This is a genomic window from Halorubrum ejinorense (assembly GCF_055389685.1).
The window spans coordinates 199,260-218,450 of record NZ_AP043776.1 but is presented as its reverse complement, the minus strand read 5'-3'; the positions used below and the strand labels follow the sequence as shown (position 1 = coordinate 218,450).

The 19,191-nt window shown below is 53.3% G+C and carries 13 protein-coding genes; 6 read left to right on the top strand and 7 right to left on the bottom strand.

Annotated features, from left to right (window positions below; genetic code table 11):
* Positions 1-58 precede the first annotated feature (58 nt).
* A complete protein-coding gene (locus ACZ5KW_RS00950) occupies positions 59-3,787 on the bottom strand; it encodes a UvrD-helicase domain-containing protein (protein WP_343778013.1) in 3,729 nt (1,242 codons plus the stop codon).
* Positions 3,784-6,999, bottom strand: coding sequence for a PD-(D/E)XK nuclease family protein (locus tag ACZ5KW_RS00945; RefSeq protein ID WP_343778015.1), 3,216 nt, complete (start codon positions 6,997-6,999; stop codon positions 3,784-3,786). Before ACZ5KW_RS00945 ends, ACZ5KW_RS00950 begins: the two co-directional genes overlap by 4 nt.
* A 175-nt stretch (positions 7,000-7,174) precedes the next feature.
* On the opposite strand from ACZ5KW_RS00945, the gene ACZ5KW_RS00940 reads away from it, so the two are divergent.
* On the top strand, positions 7,175-7,660 hold the full coding sequence (locus tag ACZ5KW_RS00940; protein WP_343778017.1) for a hypothetical protein: 486 nt from the start codon (positions 7,175-7,177) through the stop codon (positions 7,658-7,660).
* Here the strand turns inward: ACZ5KW_RS00940 and ACZ5KW_RS00935 are convergent.
* Genes ACZ5KW_RS00935 through ACZ5KW_RS00920 form a run of 4 tightly spaced genes read right to left on the bottom strand, consistent with a single transcriptional unit; the run spans position 7,631 to position 14,356 of the window.
* Complete coding sequence (locus tag ACZ5KW_RS00935; RefSeq protein ID WP_338756452.1) at positions 7,631-8,020, bottom strand: hypothetical protein; 390 nt, start codon at positions 8,018-8,020, stop codon at positions 7,631-7,633. The two genes, ACZ5KW_RS00940 and ACZ5KW_RS00935, sit on opposite strands and share 30 nt — an antisense overlap.
* A gap of 12 nt (positions 8,021-8,032) precedes the next feature.
* Complete coding sequence (locus ACZ5KW_RS00930; protein ID WP_343778018.1) at positions 8,033-10,606, bottom strand: DUF1156 domain-containing protein; 2,574 nt, start codon at positions 10,604-10,606, stop codon at positions 8,033-8,035.
* Positions 10,607-10,608: 2 nt separating this feature from the next.
* Positions 10,609-11,541: a hypothetical protein gene (locus ACZ5KW_RS00925; protein ID WP_343778019.1), complete on the bottom strand. Its 933-nt coding sequence runs from the start codon at positions 11,539-11,541 to the stop codon at positions 10,609-10,611.
* Positions 11,528-14,356 carry a DUF499 domain-containing protein gene (locus ACZ5KW_RS00920; protein WP_343778020.1) on the bottom strand — a complete coding sequence of 943 codons (2,829 nt, stop codon included), beginning with the start codon at positions 14,354-14,356 and terminating at the stop codon, positions 11,528-11,530. The genes ACZ5KW_RS00925 and ACZ5KW_RS00920 overlap by 14 nt, the downstream gene beginning before the upstream one ends.
* A 332-nt stretch (positions 14,357-14,688) precedes the next feature.
* Between ACZ5KW_RS00920 and ACZ5KW_RS00915 the strand changes: the two genes are divergently transcribed.
* Positions 14,689-15,510, top strand: coding sequence for a recombinase family protein (locus ACZ5KW_RS00915; RefSeq protein WP_343778021.1), 822 nt, complete (start codon positions 14,689-14,691; stop codon positions 15,508-15,510).
* 78 nt (positions 15,511-15,588) lie between these two features.
* Here ACZ5KW_RS00915 and ACZ5KW_RS00910 read toward each other — a convergent pair whose 3' ends face one another.
* Positions 15,589-15,903, bottom strand: coding sequence for a hypothetical protein (locus ACZ5KW_RS00910; RefSeq protein WP_343778023.1), 315 nt, complete (start codon positions 15,901-15,903; stop codon positions 15,589-15,591).
* A 738-nt stretch (positions 15,904-16,641) separates the two neighbouring features.
* Here ACZ5KW_RS00910 and ACZ5KW_RS00905 point away from each other — a divergent pair.
* The 4 genes from ACZ5KW_RS00905 (at position 16,642) to ACZ5KW_RS00890 (ending at position 19,039) form a co-directional block, all read left to right on the top strand.
* On the top strand, positions 16,642-17,058 hold the full coding sequence (locus ACZ5KW_RS00905) for a hypothetical protein (protein WP_343778024.1): 417 nt from the start codon (positions 16,642-16,644) through the stop codon (positions 17,056-17,058).
* 205 nt (positions 17,059-17,263) lie between these two features.
* The gene (locus tag ACZ5KW_RS00900; RefSeq protein WP_343778025.1) at positions 17,264-17,638 is read left to right on the top strand and encodes a GIY-YIG nuclease family protein; all 375 of its coding nucleotides are present in this window, start codon (positions 17,264-17,266) and stop codon (positions 17,636-17,638) included.
* 41 nt (positions 17,639-17,679) lie between these two features.
* Positions 17,680-18,558, top strand: coding sequence for a GNAT family N-acetyltransferase (locus ACZ5KW_RS00895; protein ID WP_343778027.1), 879 nt, complete (start codon positions 17,680-17,682; stop codon positions 18,556-18,558).
* A 199-nt stretch (positions 18,559-18,757) separates the two neighbouring features.
* Positions 18,758-19,039, top strand: coding sequence for a helix-turn-helix transcriptional regulator (locus tag ACZ5KW_RS00890; RefSeq protein WP_271955471.1), 282 nt, complete (start codon positions 18,758-18,760; stop codon positions 19,037-19,039).
* Positions 19,040-19,191: the final 152 nt, after the last annotated feature.

Sequence of the window (19,191 nt, the reverse complement as noted above, 5' to 3'; positions counted from 1 at the left end):
AGGAATTGGGGGTAGAGGAGTTCCAGAGCAGGAATTGCGTTGGTGAGCCTAGAATAGCTCAGAAATTGCTCGATTCTCCTCGGACTGCGGCGCCGTCGGACTGCGTTAACTCCTCAAGTTGTGTGTTCAGGTCATCACCAAGAATATCCAACGAAAGCATATCGTGGGTCGTGGTCCGATGCTCATCAGCGTCGGCAAAGTACAGCGTGGTGTGAACGATTCGGGAATCGTCGTTCTGGTAGAGGGCAGCTGCATACACTTCGAGTTGTGGCCAGTACTTCTCTGCGAGGTCGTCGACCGACCGTTGAGAGGTATCGTTCGTCTTGTAGTCGATAACGTGGTAGCTGTCTGGAGTGACCAGAAGCAGGTCGATATCGCCGACGATTCGGCCGGCTTCCAATCGCGTCACAACCGAGAGTTCCTCGTGGATGGTTGTCGGCAACTCGTCGTCGGCGACGCCGTCACGGAACTGTAGGCAGCGCTCAGTATACTCTTCGATCCGATCCAAATCCCCTTCAGTCACCGTATCATCCAAAGTAGAACCCAGCCGAGCCGCGATGGAGCGCCACCGGTCTCGAGCAGGTCGTAGCTCACAGAGTTTGTGGACGATCGTTCCCAGATGGTTGGCCTGAAGGCCATCCGTTTCGAGGCTCGCGGCGTCCTCCTCGAGTTCGTCAGTGTAGATGGCTGTATCATCCGGAGAGAGTGCTTTCGCAAAATTCGTGGCCGTGATCGACGTCGGGGGAGTGGACAGTTCTGGAGCAGGAATGTCGATCTGGGGGTAGTCGCGCTCAGTTGCCGCTGACGCGTCCCAATCGTGAACAGGAGCGGTTGGAATTCGAACTGTGTATTCGCTCCCACGGATAGTGGTCGTATGCTCTGCTCCGACGGAGAGCTGTCTCAAGATATGTCCTGCATCACCGTCCTCGTCTTCCAAGAGAATCGGTCGGAGCCAATCACGCCAGTATCGCGCATCCGCGGCGTCATTCGGGTCACCTAACCCCAAGCCATCCTCCTCATCAGCGTCGGTAGAATGAACGCCGCTGAAGAGCAGGTGGTCCCGGGCCCGCGTCGCTGCGACGTAGAGGAGACGCTTCAGTTCGGCTCGTTCCTGCATTCGGACCTCCTCCTGAAGCCGCGTCCGAGCGAGCGTGTTCTGGTGTTCATAGGGATCGTCGGCTGACGGAGCTTTCAGACCGAGCACGGGTTCTGACTCGCCATCCCCGACGTCAAGCTCGTCGAGGTAGACTTTCCCGTATTCGTCGACATCCCCCTGAAAGTTGAACTCGGTGCCCACTTCTGGAATTGCGACGATAGGGAACTCAAGCCCCTTCGCCGAGTGGATTGTTCGAATCTGGACGCCGTCGGCATCTTCCGGAATAGTCGCTTCGTCAGCGTGGGATTCGATTTCCTTCCGACGGTCGATTCGGGTGAGGAGTTCCGAGACCGTCTTGACGCCACCCTCCTCCCAGGCGCGAACCTGTTCGCGGAACTTGTTGATATTCACTGCCGCCTGTCGCGGGCGTTCATCTGCCCCGACACTGGCGATATATCCGGTATCGTCGATAATCCGGGAAAGCAACGTTCCCCACGGAACAGTCGTGTCAGCCGTTACATCGTCGTTGACAGCAGCGATCTGCCGCCACTCGTCTAGGAGACGGGCAGCGTCGCCGAGATCATCCTCAGCTGTCTGGAGAGCAGTCCAGAGTGGCTGATCCTCGGAGTGGAGTCGGGCGAGATCCTCATCGGGGAAACCAAACAGTGGCGACCGGAGGACACCGTAGAGAGCGATGTCGTCGTCCGGGTTCTCGAAGAACGTGAACAGATTGACCAAGGCTGTGATCTCGGGGGCGTCCCAGAACCCAGTACCCGACACGACAGTATACGGAATTCCGTATGCATCCAGCGCTCGTTCGTGCTCCTTGAGCCGGGTGCGAGCGCGCAACAGGATGGTGATGTCTTCGGGTTTCGCAGGTCGAAGGCATTCCTCGTCGTCATCGTAGACTTCCGGAGGATCGTCCAGTAACGAGGTGAGACGGCTGGCAAGCGCGTGAGATTCTCGTTCGCCGTGCCCAGCGAATCGAGGAGTTTGATTCAAGTAATCGGTACCGTGGAGTTCCGGGACGTCATCGTCAGGCACGAGCAGGTACTCGACCGATCCGGTGACATCACGTCCCTGCCGGCGTTCATCCGTAAGTGCCTGAGGCTTGGCTTCGTAGTCGCGGTACTCGTCGTCCATCGGCTCGAATACCTCGTCGAAGAGCGCGTTCAGGAACTCTCGCGTCTCCTGAATTGTGCGGAAATTGCCTCTGAGCTGCTTGGTGGTCTCGACATCGTCCGGGTTAGCCGCAGCGAGGTCCTCACGAGCTGAACCGAAGGTGGTCACATCGGCGCCGCGGAATCGGTAGATGCTCTGCTTCTCGTCGCCGACCAGGAAGACGTTCTGAGCATCAAAATCATCGGTGTCACCGGCAGTCAATAGTTTGATTAACTCCCACTGGAGCTGGTCAGTATCCTGCATCTCGTCGACCATAACGTACTCGAACTGTGACTGAACTTGCTCGCAGAGACGGTCGTCCGCGTTCAAGAAGTCGATGCAGGTCTGGATGAGGTCGTGATAGTCGAGAGCATTCTGTTCCGATTTCGTCTGTGTATATTCGTCCAGAACGGTGGAGTAGAGCCGAGCAAGGCTCAGGACGTAATGACTACTGTTCCACTCGGTATCGAGACCGCCGATGAAGTCCCTCTCCTCGGGGTTGAGGCCATCAAGTAGAGCGGAGACAGCAGCATCAAGCTGCTCTTGCTCTTCCTCGTGAGCGCTCCAATTGCTCTTGGATCCTCTGTAGCGGAACCGTTGTCGTCCAGTGTATCGTTCACCACTGTTAGAAGTCAGGTGATCGCAGAGAGAGTCGAGTGCCCGTTGCCAATGGTATCCGTCAGCATCATTGGTATGAACACTCGTGTCTCGCACCACACGAGTCACATCCTTCATAAACTGCATTCCCTTGTCGTCAGGATCAATCTCGAACTCTTCATCGTGAAGTCCGCAGATCGTATGGATAGCCTCCTGTACGGATTCTTCTTTGAGTAGTTCTTCCGCAGTACCCCTGTCTATTGGATAGAAGGTCGACCAGATGTGATCGAGGTATTCATCTATCGTCGACCCCTCCCAACGAGTCGCCCATTCGGTACTCCTCGGCCGGCTCTCAAGCAGACCGACGAGGACCTGTTCGAGCGAATCCCGACTCCAGAGACGAGCAAGACGACGAATGTCCTCATTCGCCTCCCAACGGGCGTCGATAGTCTTCCGGACCACCTCCTGCATCAACACCTTGGCATCAGCCTCGTCCAGCGTGTCAAACTCGGGTTGCACCGGGGCTTCAACGACGTACTCACGGAGCAGTCGAGAACAGAACCCGTGGATGGTGTGAATATATCCGTTTTCTAATTCGTCCTTGATGCTGCGCCATCGACTGTAGTCGTACTCGTCAGATTCCGGGGCCGCACTGAGACGCTCAGCTACTTCTTCCCGGATACGCTCCTGCATCTCATTCGCGGCATCGTTCGTAAAAGTGATCGTCGCGATGTTCTCGGGCCCGATGTCGGGATCGGACTCGAGCATCTCGAGGTAACGGAGAGTCAAGGTCGTAGTCTTTCCAGTCCCTGCCCCAGCGGTAATCGCGATATTCTGATCGAGTTCCAGAGCCTCCTCCTGTTCAGTTGTTGGGGAGAGCTCCTCCTCATCTTCGTCGTCCGTCGACGCCGACGTATCGTCGATCCCCGTCATTCGTCCGCACCCCCGAGCGTATCCAGGAAGGACCCATCTCGCGCCCTCTGTGGGATATAACCGGACGAACCGGAGCGGTCCATCTCTTGGATTATCTCTTGACGTTGGTGGTGTCGAACATCGCAGATGTCTCGATAGTCACAGTAGCGACAGCCGGCTTCTTTCGGCGAAAGCGTGGTCGTTTGGAAGGCACCATTCTCGATACCTTCAGCTATCTCGCCAACCCGCGATGGGACGGTTTCTGTGAGGAACCGCTCGTAGTCCTCGTCGGTTCCATCGTTCCGTTCAAGGTAGTATCGAAGACTCCACTTCCGAGTAATCTCTGTCGGGGGCTCCGTTACATAGAATTCCCCGTCCACATCGGCAAGTGTATCCTCGTATCGGGCTGCTAGTTCAGCTCGTGTGGCAAGTGTATAGAGCGGAAGCTGAAATTCGATACCGTCGATTGTCTGAATGGTTTCTGGATCGCTCGTCTTGTAGTCGTGAACTAATCCTTCGATAGTACCATCGTCCTGTTCGCGAAGACTCACGCGGTCGATGAATCCACCGACGGATATCTCTCTTCCATCCGGTGTCGTCACTGTGATTTCGCCCTCTTCTGAATCGGAGAAGTCCATCGGCACCTCAAACCATGCCGGAACATCATCGTTTTCGTCGTGCTCCGCATCAAGGAACCGGACGAAGAGCCCCCGATCGATTCCCTGATGAGGTTGCCCGTCACCGAAGTACTCGTTAACGTCGGGCGTCGCGAGCCCAGCAAGGAGCTGCTCCAGCCACCGTTTATAGAACACGTCGTCGAAGTCGATATCGGAGTCCGCAAGGCTATCTCGTGTCTGCTCTAACAGCTGTTCTTCGAGCAATTCCCGGTCATATTCACTGAGGTCAACTGGATCACCGTGGTCATCCTGGAGCCCGCAATAGAACTCCTCGAAGATATCGTGGACGAGGCTCCCGAGGTCGACTTTCTGAGGCTCGAGATGGAACTCGTCGGGCGCTTCGATGCCCAGTATCCGTTTCATATAGTAGGCGTGCCCACACTGAGCGTAATCTTTCAGCTGCGTCGGGCTGTACGGCCCACGTTCACCGTGGAGCTCCGAGACCAATTCGGGATCCAGCTGTGCATCGTGGGCGGTTAGTCCGGCGTCAGCCCGACTTTCAGCGCACCTCGCACCCGCCATGACGCGCTCGGCCTGCTGTCGCGAGAATACTCCGGAGTCAGCAGCGTACATAACGGCTTCCTCCCGTGCCTCCCTATCTCGGTGATGACGAAGGGCACGCTGGACGTCTTCGGGAACGGCATTCCCAAGATCATCAGGCGTTGGCTCAAGGCCAGTTACTCGAGCGAGTTCATCGAGAATCGACGACTCAAGCAGGTCATCGTCATCAAATGATGTCTCGGGGGTCGTAATGTAGACGCTCTCCGCACCTGAGAGCAAGGTAGCAAACTGGTAACGGGCCTCGGCTCGATCATCGGTGAACGAGAGGTTAGGAACGTCGTCGAACAATCGCTCGAAAAAGAGCGGTCGATCATTCTCGACGGGGAAGTCCTGCTCGGTCAACCCGACGAAATACAGGTGTGAATAGGACTGCATGTAGGCATCGCGTGGACCAACTATCTCGACGACCTCCTGTGTAGATTGACTCGGTGGGGGGACCCGCACCTTCTCAAGTGCATCGGCCACCTCTTCGATTGGCTCGTCCATCCCAAAGCGCTCAGCCACGAATTCGACGGCGTCAAGCACCCTCTCGACTCGATTGTAGGACGCAACTTCCATTCGGGCATCGAATGACGCCGCATCTTCTTCGATAGAGTCGACGTTTTCAGAGAGGTCGACGGTTTCGAACACAGTTCGCACGGCCTCAACGACGTCGTCGGCCTCCGCGACCTCAGCATCGTCGGCGACCTGGAAAAGGTTCTCCAACACCTCAGCGGAGGCATCGTCGAGTTCCTCGAGAAGTCGGTCAGTATCGACTGTCGGAAGGCGGCGGGCGAGGTCAGCAACAGCGGACCGATCAACGTCGTCGGTGGCACCTCCAAGAGTCACGAGCGGGTTCGTCGCGAGACGGGCTACTGTATCTGTGCGTGGGTCGTCGACACAGAGATCAGCCAGATCGAGCATTGCCCGGCCAGCATACGTCTGATACAGCAGTTTGTTTGCAAACCCGACCGACTGGATACCAGCGGCCTCGAATACGTCGGCGACTTGCTCCTGATACGAGATTAGACCCGGAATGACAACTAGGATGTCGTTAGGGTCGGCGCCGTCCGCGAGCTGTTTCCGCACCCTTCGAGCAACTTGTCTAACCTCTCGATCTGGTGTGGGGGCGCTGTACCATTGAAGCTGATCGGGAGGAGCCGTGCCCTCGTCAACTCCTGGAGTTGGCGTATAGAGCTTACCAGCAGCGTCGATGAGTGAACTCGGAGAATCGGGAGTGACAGCGGTCGGTGGGCCAGCAATTGCCTGGTACGTCTCCATCGCGTCAGCAGTAATCTGGTTTGCGCCGTCGGCCGGCGTTTCCGTATCGGCCAGAGGGAGCGAGATACAGACGTGGAACGCGGTGGCTAGTCGCTGAAGAAAACCCTTCTCGTGGTGGGACAGGTCGTAGAATCCAGAAATTACGACGACGTCGACGTGAGGGAAGATCTCCGTAAGGGAAGCTCCGCTATCGAGGACCGTCCGGTACGCCTCACTAAGGGTATACACGTCATCCCCGACGCCTTCACGTCGGAGCTCGTAGAACTCCTCATACACGCTGGCGACCAAATCAGCGGTTCCAGAAGATAACTGGGAGTCCTCGACGAGGGTTCGAACTGATTCAGGGGAGTGGTAGCCCTCTCCCTCCAGTTCTGTGATGAGATCGGTGAAGTGGTCTCGGTAGAGGTGCGCATCGTCCAAGAGACCACGGTCAGCGACAGTTCGAAGCGCTCGGTCGATTAACCGGCGCCGGGTCAACGCATCCAGAAGAGAACTCGGGTCAGCAATTTGCTCGTAGCATTCACCGATGACAGTATTGAAATCGGTTACTCGAAGTCGGAGCGGTTCGTAATTCTCGGCCCACGCGTCGGCGACCTCATCCGTTCGATGGTCGTTGTTCTCGATATAGAGGATGCTGCCGGGGTCGTCGCTAGCTTGTTCAGCAACCCGTTCAAACACCTCAGATTGGAGCGTGTCGAAGGAGGGACTGGTGAGAAAATCACAGCCATTTGCCATACAACAAGTAAACTAATTCCCATGACATAATTCTATCCCAACCGGAGACAGACCTTCAGTTTGACTCAAGATCTAACTCCTCTATACACGCCTCTATCGTCTCATACACACGCAAAAGTGGTGAGAATCTGCCCACCATTGGTGTTTTTCCAGTATTCCCGATTAGGAGGTTCGAGTGGATAATTCTGTATACTCCTCGGCTAAAGAGTTCTTAGGTTCAATTGATACGGCGATGAAGGGGCTTCACCGGGTCGTGACAACTGAGATTCACTACGTAATTCACGGGATTGTGTCAACTGGGCTTCGAGCTCCAGAGGAGTTCGTGACGTATCTCACGTCCATGGCGACGCAGACGCTCGCGTTACTCTGGGAGTTCACTGACCTGGGAGTTAGAGAGATTCGTGGGAAAGCCGAGGAGATCGTCACTGAGTATCGGGCCTTTGTCAGAGAGTCGTATGAGGTCGTGACTGCTGATGTAGATGTTGATGCGGTCAATAAGAATGTCGTCGCACAATTCAGAGGAGAAATCGATCTCTTCAGATTGGTATCTCCGAATACAGATTTGATACTATGTGTCGAGAGACTTCGCTCCGAAGTCCTCTGCCGATATATGGACAATCATCTGAAGACACTACTTTCGTGCTACAGCATGAGTCGGTGACAACCGTTTCGGCTCCTCAACAAATAATTCCCCAACGTCGAGATACACAGCGTCTCCCCGATACTCCACACGAATCCGAAAGTATGCATCCTCAACTAACCGTCCATCAATAACAAACTGAACAGCATCCATCGAATCTAATGACCGCGACTGCCGCAACACACCCCGCAACTCCGCCAACACCTCATCACGTTCATCCGCTATCGTATCGACCAACAACCGATCAAGATGAGTGACCGTAACTGGCGCATCAACCTCTTTATCCTGCTTTAGTGCCCGGAAAAACTCGAATACCGTCAACTCCGACCCTGTCTCAGCAACCGGCTCTGTCACCACATTAAATCCAGGTTGTATTGACATTCATTTCACCTCTTAGAACTGTCCCAGGTTCAATTCCATCACCTTCTCGAACCGGTCATCACCAGTTACGTCGGCCATGAAATCAGCGAGATCTTCCAAGTCCTCGGTTTTCCACTCCTTCAGGTACTCTGACGTACTCTGATCAGTGACGAACAAATGATGTAGGTAATGTATCTTATCAATATCTAATAAGTTATCTGCTTCACCAGGACTCATCCCATTCAATTTCTGCTCAATGAAATTCACTCTCTCCTCTGCACTCACCGGGCGCTTCTCATCACGCCCGCCCGCAATCAACTCTTCATCCTCCAGGTCGGAGACGTTCAGGTTTTTCGCCATCAAGTGCTTATTCAGGTCGTCGTGCTCCTCGGCCCCACGCTTTACAAACGCAGCGTAGGATTCTGAAATAGTATCGATACTCGCTGGCAGATTCGCCGACCCCTCCAATATCTGCTCAATAACATCGTCAACCGTCTCCAGAGCGTCATTTACACCAACCCGCTCACCGTCAGAGTACACCTCTGGATAGTGCTTCGAGTAATAAAACATACACTTCCCACGAAGAATCACACCAAGATCCGCTGTCGAGAGCTCCTGATGACGTTCACGCTCCTCCTCAATCATATCCTGTAACTCGAAGAATAGATCCTGACGAAGCTGATCCAACGTTGTCTCCTCTGACACACTCTCTTTGTTCGCGAAAATCACAATATCGTACTCCGCATTTTCAAGCGAGGAAATCGTCATACTACTCGGCATTTCCGACTGCACAGGATAGGCACCCGTGATTGTGAACCCACTCTCAACGAGTGCCTGTAAGATCACACCCCACGCTTCATTCTCATTGTGGTGATAGGTGAACATCAGCTCACCATCGTCCTTCAACACCCGGTGGGACTCCTTAAACACATTCGTGAGACTCTCGATAAAGAAGTCCTCATCCTTCCCGGTTCGGGAGTTCGCAACAATCTCCCGAGCACTTGGAACATGCTCAGGCTCAAATTCCTCGTACTCATCCCCGAGAACATGGTGAAGCCATGAGTAAAAGTACCCAGAGAGTTCGCTGTACTGAACGTTATCGTAGTACGGCGGATCAGTAATGACGAAATCGACACTCTCGTCATCAAGGTCGAGACGCTCAGATGTTTTGCACTTCAAGGCTTTCCGCCGCGACTCCTTCACCGACTCATCTTGAATGAAGTACTTATTGACATCCCCATCCTCTTTCAGCTTCTCAAATGGACGGTTACAATAGTCCTTAGCTTCCACAACGTTGTCGAGGAAGTTCTCGACCGCGACAATATTCCCATCCGTATTCAACGGATTGCCCTCCACAGGCTGTGCTCGCGGGATGTACGACTGCCTCGGGAACACACTACTTCCCTTGTTGTTGGTGTAGTCCCATCGAATCAGCAAACTCCCACGCTTCAACGCATTCGAAATCCCGGTAATCAGGAACTCACCGAGGTTCTCATCGTCGAACTTCTGCGCCTCCCGAAACAGCGTTCCGTACGTCAGTAAGTGACGGTCAGAAAATACCTCATGATACTGTTCATAATTTCGTGCCGTTAGACGCGACGTCTTATCTCCACTCGGTATTTTCTGCGTGGGAATCGGGAGTTCATCGAACCGTTCTTCAAGCAACTCTCTCGCTCTCTCCGCCTTCCGTTCGTCCTCCTCGTCGAAACTCTTGATGCGTCGGTCTCCCCCCGGAGCCGAATACTGAAGCGCATAGTACTCAAACTCCGGTTTCGCATCTAAACGGTCAAGCGTCTCCTTGATATCGTGCTTGTGACCGTTACTGCACGTATATTTCGCGCGAGTCGTATTCCCATCCGACGGATCAAATACTGTCCCGCAACACGGGCAGTCGAGCTCATCCGGGATCTCCTGGTCTAACTCGATAATTCGGTCGTCACACTCCCGGTTCGGACAGCAAACAAACGCCGAATGCGTCTTCCCCTTCCGAACCAGCGTTCGACTCTTCATCAACTGAACTTCCTCGTCACACGTCAGACACGGCAACACCTGCGTTTGGAACGCGTACAGTATCTCGCACTTCTGCCCCGTTTTCGGGTCGGTAGTGGTGTATAATTCACCAATATCCTCACGAACACTACTCAACAACGCATCTCTCGCCTGCTTGAGTGAATCAACATCAACCTGGTCGATGTTCTTCTTGTTAATCCACCACGCGACAGGATTCAGCTCGTACCCAACTGTCTGTGCACCCAACCGATTCAACTCGAACAACGTCGTTCCGCCACCAGCAAACGGATCTAAAATTGTCTTCCCACTAACATCCTCCTTCAACGACTCAAGATACTTCCCCTCATACTTCGTCTCCATTGTATTCATACGAAGGATATCATCTTTCGTCGTATTGCTATCCGTCAACGCTGCAAGACCCAGAATACGGAATGTCGAACCAGGCCGTCGAGCCCACCACTTATGCATCGAATAGATCGGTCGATACACGTCAACGCGATACTTTTCACTCTCCGCGAGATTATCCATCAACCCAAGCGGTAATTTATCCCACGTTTCTAGTTCCAAATCTTCCTCGTCGTGTTGTGTCTCACTCATCGTTAAGCAGTCTCCGTGTTAATCCGCAAAACCGGAGTCATGCACTCAGGCAAACTCAACCCACCGTGCATAATACGCTTTGTACCGCCTCGCTGCGTCCAACTGTAATGCCCTGCCACCATATAATGGTCATTCGCTCGCTTGATCACACCTGCCTCTTCTAACTGCTGATACACGTACCCATTCGCAACCTCTCTCGACCGCCCACTGAACTTCCCCGACAACCCTTCCTCAAGGTCATCGCGCAGCGAATACGGATTATTCCCGAGATGATTAATGTATCCGTGATCACTCGACACCAAGAACTCTGAGTGAACGCTCTCCGTAATAATCTCCTCCAGTAACGCCTTCACATCCGCGTAAATATCCGAAACATTCTCCGTCGAGTAATTACCCTTCATTGCCGACTCCAACCGCTTATCAGGGTATCGAGTCCACACATACTCCGGGGATGTCCCCGGTAGCTGCGGGACATTCATATCCCCAACAAACCGGAAATCATCTCTGTTCACCGCTGACGGAGCATGACTATCGAACCACGCTTGCGTGATGAAATTTGTCTCACTGGGCAACCGCTCAACCGGCGCCCAATCCAGTTCAACCTCCCAGTCCGTCTCCTCTTGGAACTCACGCTCCAACTGGAACCCTTCCCGCAAACTCAACGCATCCATAATCACGACCGACCCCGACTCAGCCGACGCCACCGGATGCCCGCCCATCTGACCAATAAGATCGTCATAAAGCGGTGAATAGAGCTTCTCGAGCTCTCGCTCCAACTGCCGAGCCCGGTACTCTGAACTCGACAACTGACGAGCCTCCAACGCTTTCGGATCACTCCAAATCCGACGCAAACACTTGAACGCACCATCGAATACGTTCTCCCGAGACATCACCTCACTCACTTCATCCGCCGTGAACACATCACGACTCGCCATCTTTCACCACCTTGAGCGACAACTCAACTGATGCATTCTCCGGCACAACCAAATCCATCAAGAAATTCGTTAAATCCGTTTTCCGCATCGGCTCATCCGGCTCTACACTAAATGTCTCATCAATCTCGACCGAATCAGCATACTCCTCACTCAGCCCGAACTGACCCACGTCATCTCCACCTAACGACCCAGTCACCACAAGGTCAACCGAATGAATCGACCAGTCCAACTTGATCTCACGGTCAACCCGGTCAATCAAGTCCGGAATTGTACGCTCCGCCATCGTTCCCATCGGCGGATGCGGACGAACGTTCGGGCCACTATCCTCACCACCTTCCGTTTCATCGCCCAGCTGGGTCAACAAGTCTTCCGTAGACGCTCCCTCAACCGTTACGCTCCCATCTTCAACCTCACTAGCCGAAACCTCGAACCCACAATTATCACATTCAGAGCCCGACAACTCCTCACCACACTGCGGGCACTCAAATACCGACACCTCCCGCGAAACACTACCCGAGCTGCCCGATTCATCTTCCTCTACTGCTGAGGTCGAACCCGACTCAGACGCCGACTGGCTAGTAACACCCGAACTGACACTCTTCGTTTTCGTGCCGACCGCCGTAATCGTCCTCGGCTCCTCACCCTCTTCTTCTTCGATGAACGACTCGTGCACCAATTCGGTATCACTCCCGATCGTCCGCGGAGTCTCCTCGAAGTAAGACCCAACCTGAATCTCCCCATCACGACACAACGACTTGATGGCATCCTGAAGATCTCCCTCCTCAGTAAGCGTCGTGTACGACATCGTGCGGTAGAAATCATTCCGAAGGTACTGATACTGAATCCCACTCTCGCCTGCATTTTCAACCGCCTCAGACACCTCATTACGCAGCTGACTACTATCAGGACGAACCACCTCAAGCGTTGCAGAATAGAAGTCCGCATTACCACTCACCGACAGATCCTGCGGGAACAACCCACGGTCTGTCGAGGTGTGCACCGTTCCGAACTTGTCGCGCACACGGTCACGCAAATTCTGGAAGTTCTGCTCGTGAATATCGTCAAAATCAGCAGGAAGTGTTGATTCCTCTCGTTTCAATTGCTCACCCGACACGACCTTCCGAGCAAGCTCGATAATTCCCGTGTTCGAGTCGATACTTGACCGCTTCTCCGGCGTCACCAACACCAACGTGTTATTCCATTCTCGCTCAGCCTCCGTCGTGAGCATCTTGAAATCATCATCGTAATTCCGCTTTGCAGCAAGCGAAACAACGATTTTCAGGTTCTTATTATCTGGAATGTCACGCTCGGTGTTCACTGGGTCAAGAATAAAGACGCTGTTGTGACCGTCGAACAGGTCGTCTTTCACCAGCGACTCAATCCGATGAATCGCGTCGTGTTTGTGGATATCCTCGGCCTTCTTATTGATCCGAGCAGTCGGATTCTCATCCGTATCAAAGGCATACTCCCCGTTAAGTCGATGAATATGCCACGCCGTTCCATAGACTTTCTCTTGGAACGTTTGAATGATCTCGTGGGCATTCATCTCTTTCCGCATCGACCCCATCAACATCTGGCGCTTGTTTGCTCCAGATTCACCACCACGAGCCAGACTGTACAACAGGGTGATGTTCAACAGTTCCTCAACATGGTCATCGAACGAGTCGTCAGCATTCTGAACCCGATAGTAGTCGTTCGTGTATTTCCCAACAAGCTCACTGTCAATATATTGAAATCGGTTCACATAGCTGTGAACGTTAACGTCTCCAGTCAGAACCAAATTCACCGACTCAAAGTTATCCTTCAGTATCTCCGTGAGGAACTTCAGTAGTCCGCGAGCGTCAGAGGAAATACGCTGCTCGGAGTATTTGTCCATCAGCAACGTCAACATCGCCGGATGGAACGGGTAGAAATCATCGATGCGCTGCTGCATATCGTGATAGTCGTCCAGCTGAATCTGGTCGTTCTGCCGGTAGACATCCGTGTATTCTCGCGCCAGATCACTGATTCCCTCCGCATCGAGGCGCTCCCCAACAAGACGGTGCAGAATAAACTCGATTTTCTCATCTCGCCGTGAACTCAAGTCGTACGTGAACGGATTCGTGCGTTGCGTAATCGCCTGCACGTCATCACTCTCGTACAACAACGACACGAACACACACAGCTGTGTGTCGTCCCGACCAGCCGCTTCAAGGAGATTTTGTAGAAATGCGAGGTTGTCGTCCTTGTACTCCGACCGATTCGCCATCCCAAACCATCGCTCAAACTCATCAATCAACACTACAGTCGGCTTCCCGTCAAGCGTATCTCGAATATCGTGAACTGTCGGCAGATCCGAATCGTCTGCCCACTCATCCACTCCGAGGTAGTCCCCTACTGCTTCAGATAATCTGTCATACTCTTGTTCAAGATTGAACATCTGAAGCGCAGCCGTCCTCGTTTCGTCTGGGAGCGTAACATCAATACCGCAACTATTGAGCCATTTCTGCCCCAGTTTGGGAGAATTCAAGAGATGGTAGACAACAAGCTCAATGTGACTTTTCCCGCTCCCGAACTCCCCACCAATCACGTGCGTTCCTTCGGTGAGGTCAGATGATGAATCGAGTTTGTTTACCGCATTCTGGATGATAGCCTTCAGCGTTTCAGTTGGATACGTGATGTCGAGAATCCGCTCAGCGTCCTGCTCAGGCGAATCCCGCTCATCATAGAGGTTATACAAACTAACTTCGTCTAGAAGCCCATCAGCACTAATTGACCCATCCTCTGCCTGGATCTCATCACTCGGCTCGACGAAATCACTGATTGTTTTCGTCATAGGGAATCACCGGACGAGAGTATCATTGAGTCACCTTGACTCAGGGATTGATAGTCTCCTCCATAAACCTATCTTCCCAGATATTAATCCTGGTCTTGGTGCTTCTAGAGAGCGAGAGAGCTAAGACCGATGTGCTCGGCGATACAGGCTCCGGCGAGCTCGACCCGGCCCGCTCGACCCTACCATCGCGTTCACTGCCATCGAACATTTTAGCGCACTCAATACCGACACCATCGACGCATTCGCATGAATTCTCGATACGCAAACGTAGTGCTATACACGGAACCGCAGTAACCCCCACTTGTTTAAAATAACAGCACGTCCTCGAAAACGTGAGCGAAAACGGACCCTCAGACGCAGCAATCTACGCCCGAGTTTCGACATCGGATCAGGATGTCTCTCGGCAACTCGATGAAGCCCACGAACATCTGGAGCGTCTCGGTGTCAAAGACATCGAAGAGTATCCCGAAATCGTCTCGGGTGCTGCCGACACCGACACCCGCGAGGTGTACAACCAGCTCCTCGACGACGTCGAGACGGGACGGTTCGATCTCGTGGTCGTTCACGAAATCAGTCGGCTCTCTCGCCTCGGCCCGACTGAGATTCACGAATTCATCCAGCACTGCTTGGAACACGACACCGGCGTCGAAGCCCTCGACGTCGGCCTGAAGATCCACGTCGACGACGGTGAGCTCCAGCAGACGATATACAGCATGGTCGCTCGATTGATGGGCGACCTCGCCCAGATAGAACACCAACAAAAGCTCCAGCGGATACGGTCTGGTGTCCGCGCTGCACAGTCTGCCGGAAAGTGGACTGGAAGACCGCCTGCGGGGTTCGTTGTCGAGGATGGCTATCTCCGCGTTGATCCGGCCGAGTTCCTACACGTCCGCGAGGCCCTGGCCCGTGTCGATTGCGGTGAGTCGTTCGCGACTGTTGCCGGCGACACCGGCATCGCCGAGTCGACGCTCCGGAGTCTCCACCAAGATCGGCGCGACCTCTACCTCGGCGGCGAAGCTGAAGACGACCGCGTCGACGAGGCACTCACCGACGTCCGTCCGCTACAGGATGCGCGTGCCGAGGATCCCAACCTCGAAGAGCTGCGCAAACGCGTCGAGCGATTAGAGGAGGCTACGGACATCAACAACCGCTAGCGCTTCTACCCCCTCAATCTCCGACACACAAGCGATCGTAGACCTGCCTGACGGCAGGCTCAACGGTTTATTTTTCTATCATACCGAGATATCTACTTCTCTACTTTCCCACTTCTCTTCTACTTCATTTACTGACTTCTCGTTGTCAACCACGTCGGCTAAGTCGCGGAGGTACTCCACGATATCATCGTTGTCTACATCCCATCGCTGGTCAGATATCGATTTGAGACTCGTCGCTAGCTCACGGGCTTCATCAGCCGTGTAAGCTGCGTCAGTCTCACCAATGTCAACGATGACAGCAAACTCGTTGTCGGTGATGCTGAGGTTCAACGACGATACATCGCCGTCAATAATGCTGCTCGATACCCCGTCTTGAAGATCTGACTCATACATTATGTAGTCGATCTTGTCGGTCCCATTTAAAATCGGGAGCACCGTCAGGGTCGGAGCGGTCAACTTTCGACCGGGGGCATGGTACTCCTTTGACCCGAGCTATTCTACTGATAGAGATCTTTCGGCTACCTAATATATTCTGCTCAACGACCCGTGTCAGACACGTTTCCCAACAGATTATTATTCAGGACCAGAAGGGGTGTCCTGGATTCTTCCCCCAAGACACCGAACCGGCCGATTATCGGCCGATAAGGGTGGTTTACGGAAATGTTGTGGCAGGGCGACAGAACGGTTCGCTTGCCGCCGGCGGCTCAGCCGCGCGTGTACTGTATCACCCACATGATGAATACCACGAGCGCGGCGAAGACTGTGTGCGGTCCAAACATACCGATGAACGCGTCGATGAGCATGTTCATGCTCCAATCGCAGAGACGCCTGCGAGTTCCATATAAACCCACGCGCCGGTTACCGACGTCGAGCGCGTCAGAGGTCCGGGATCTCATGGCCGATGTAGTCAAGCCCGATAGCGAGGCCGATGAGAACTCTCGGCGTGGCGTGTACCTCACCTACTACCGGGTCGAAATGGAACGCGCCGGTTGTACCCCACACGACGCCAGCGAAGATAGTCCACGCACCGATGTGGAGGTTTGGCTGCTAACCAGTTATAAACGTCTGCTCCTGTGAACACTTACACCGCGGTCTGGCTACTCTTTTTATCAATAGTCATTAGATAGTCATATGCCGATTGAAACAAGCTCAGATGCTTGGCAGAGCGCGACTGAACCGCCAACTGCGGAAGAAATTGTGACGGATTTCCTGCGAAACAACCCCCATAAGGCATTCACGCTACGGGAACTCGCTAATAAAACCGATATGGCGGACTGGGACAGCGCATTAGAACGTTTTGAGGATAAGGAGAAGATGGATTCAGAGGATTTCTATGATAGGTACCCAATTGATGAAGACCATCCAACAGTCATCTCGGAATCGGGTACAACGAACGATTTCTATCTGAAAATCAGGCATTTGAGTCAGGTGGGAATTATCGATGTTCGTGAGGTAGATGCCACAGAGATAGAGACACCGTTTGAGGTTTACAGTAATCCTGAGGATCCCGGGACAGTCTTGGCGATCGCGTATACTGCTGATAGTTAGGTACTATGTGGCGGTAAATGTGATTTGAATTATGTTCGGACCCGGCAAGCCTAAGCCTCGGTTTCAGACCGACCAAGAGCTTGCTCAGCGTGTCCGTAACGTAGTTCCTGACCGAATTAATAGTGCCCTCGAAGAGCAATCTGATCGGGACTGTCCCACTCAATGCCTGTGTCACGACGTCGATCAGAGAAGGACTGCTGAACTGGTGAAGGAGTTCTCAAATGGTTTGGTCGATAAGACTGAGGCAGTGTATGTTCTCGAGTGCCAATGGAAAACTGTTTCTCAGAGAGTAGCCCGCGAAGAACTCCGTCTACAGAATGACGTGTCGTGGGTCGGCGAGGCTCAGAAAAACCAGCGGTTGGTCTATGTCGGCGTCTCAACGGATGTTCCGAGCCGTCTCTTGAAACACTCTCTTGGTAGGGGAGCTGGCGCGAATTTCACGCAGATGTTTCCTCCGACCAGGCTACTCTCAATTCAGTGGTTCAAACACGAGTCAGACGCGTACCGAGCTGAAGAACTAACCGCAGATATCCTCAGAGAAGAGACGCACAGTGGAGTCTACATCTCTCAGCCGGGATAGTCGACCGGGCGGAGTCCGATCCAAAATACGAGATATAAACCATGGTAACTGATAGTCCGGAGAAGTCGTTGGTTCAGATACTAATCGACCGCTCCGATACTGGCTTTGATGGGTTCCCAGTAGACCAGAGTGTCGTAGACCACCATCGCGAGAGTACTACTCACGATGTCTACGAAGATGAGTATGGACAGTATTTTGCTCACCCTCACGACTTCATCTCCACGAGAGCAGTAAACGGAAACCCAGCTGGGATTCTTGTTGGAGACGTCGACGGGCGGAATTGTATGGATCACCCGCATTCGGATCTGCCACATCCGATTGGGCTGTTCGTGAGGGAAGAGTATCGCTCACAGGGGATAGCAACGGAGTTGATTCATGGATATATGGACTTCGTTGAGTCGAACAGGTGCGTCATCGACTGCGATACGGCGCTTGTTTCACTCTACGAACGGTTCGAATACGATATGATCTACCTCCAAAGCTATAAACGTGGGATGGACCCGACCACGGTCCCGTGGCCGCCTGAATCAAGACAAGTCGACGTCGACGCCTCCAACTCACCGAAACACGATATTCCATTCGCCAAGCAGGATAAATTGGGATCTGTTCCTGAGAAGCGCTTAGAGTCAGGTGTACAGATTCGGATTCGGCAGGATCAAAGCGTGGCTCAACAGTGTGCTATCGACATCCAGATGCCGTACAGAGACGAGGGAGGTAGTGGATATACTTCTTATGTGCTTACGGCTGAAGCGATCTCGAAGATAGATGACGTAGTAAGCGGTTACACGAGTCAATCGATAGGGAGTGGTGATTTTAGCTCTATTGGGTGGTTGATGCCGGATGACGCGAGAACAATAGCAGATGAGATTTATCCAATTCTAGCTGACGGGTCCAACCTAGAACTCGATGATCGGCTGTGAGCGTTGCTCTGATTAGTCGGCGTGCTCGGCTGAACACTGCCCGCGCCGATAACTGACCTGTGTACCGCGATTTTGCCGATCTAGTGGCACAGAATGGCTAAATATAGTGTTGCGTATGTCTGGGAATCGTGTTCGGAGCCCTCTATAATATCAGATTACAACCAATAGTGTTTCAAAACTCGAATGAGCAAATTGCGACATGTACGATCTCACTGGCTTTCAGCGCGATCTGCTGTACGTAGTTGCCGGACTTGATGACCCCCACGGACTCGCGATCAAAGACGAGCTCGAGGACTACTATGAAAAAGAAATCCATCATGGTCGGCTCTATCCCAACCTCGACACGCTCGTTGAGAAGGGACTCATCGAAAAAAGTCAGCGGGACCGACGGACCAACGAGTACAGCACTACTCGCCGGGGTACTAGAGAGATCGAAGCTCGGACTGAATGGGAAGCCGGGTATATTGACCACGACAGGTGAGCGAACCGCTGTGTTCGAGGACTGTTTGACTCTAGTATTTCGCGCTCTTCTCGCGAGAGATCCACTTAGCATCACTAGGCATCGTAGAAAGAGTGTTTTAGATTAATATTATGGAAGTTACAAGGCTAAAACCCCGCCCTTCAGGGCGGGGA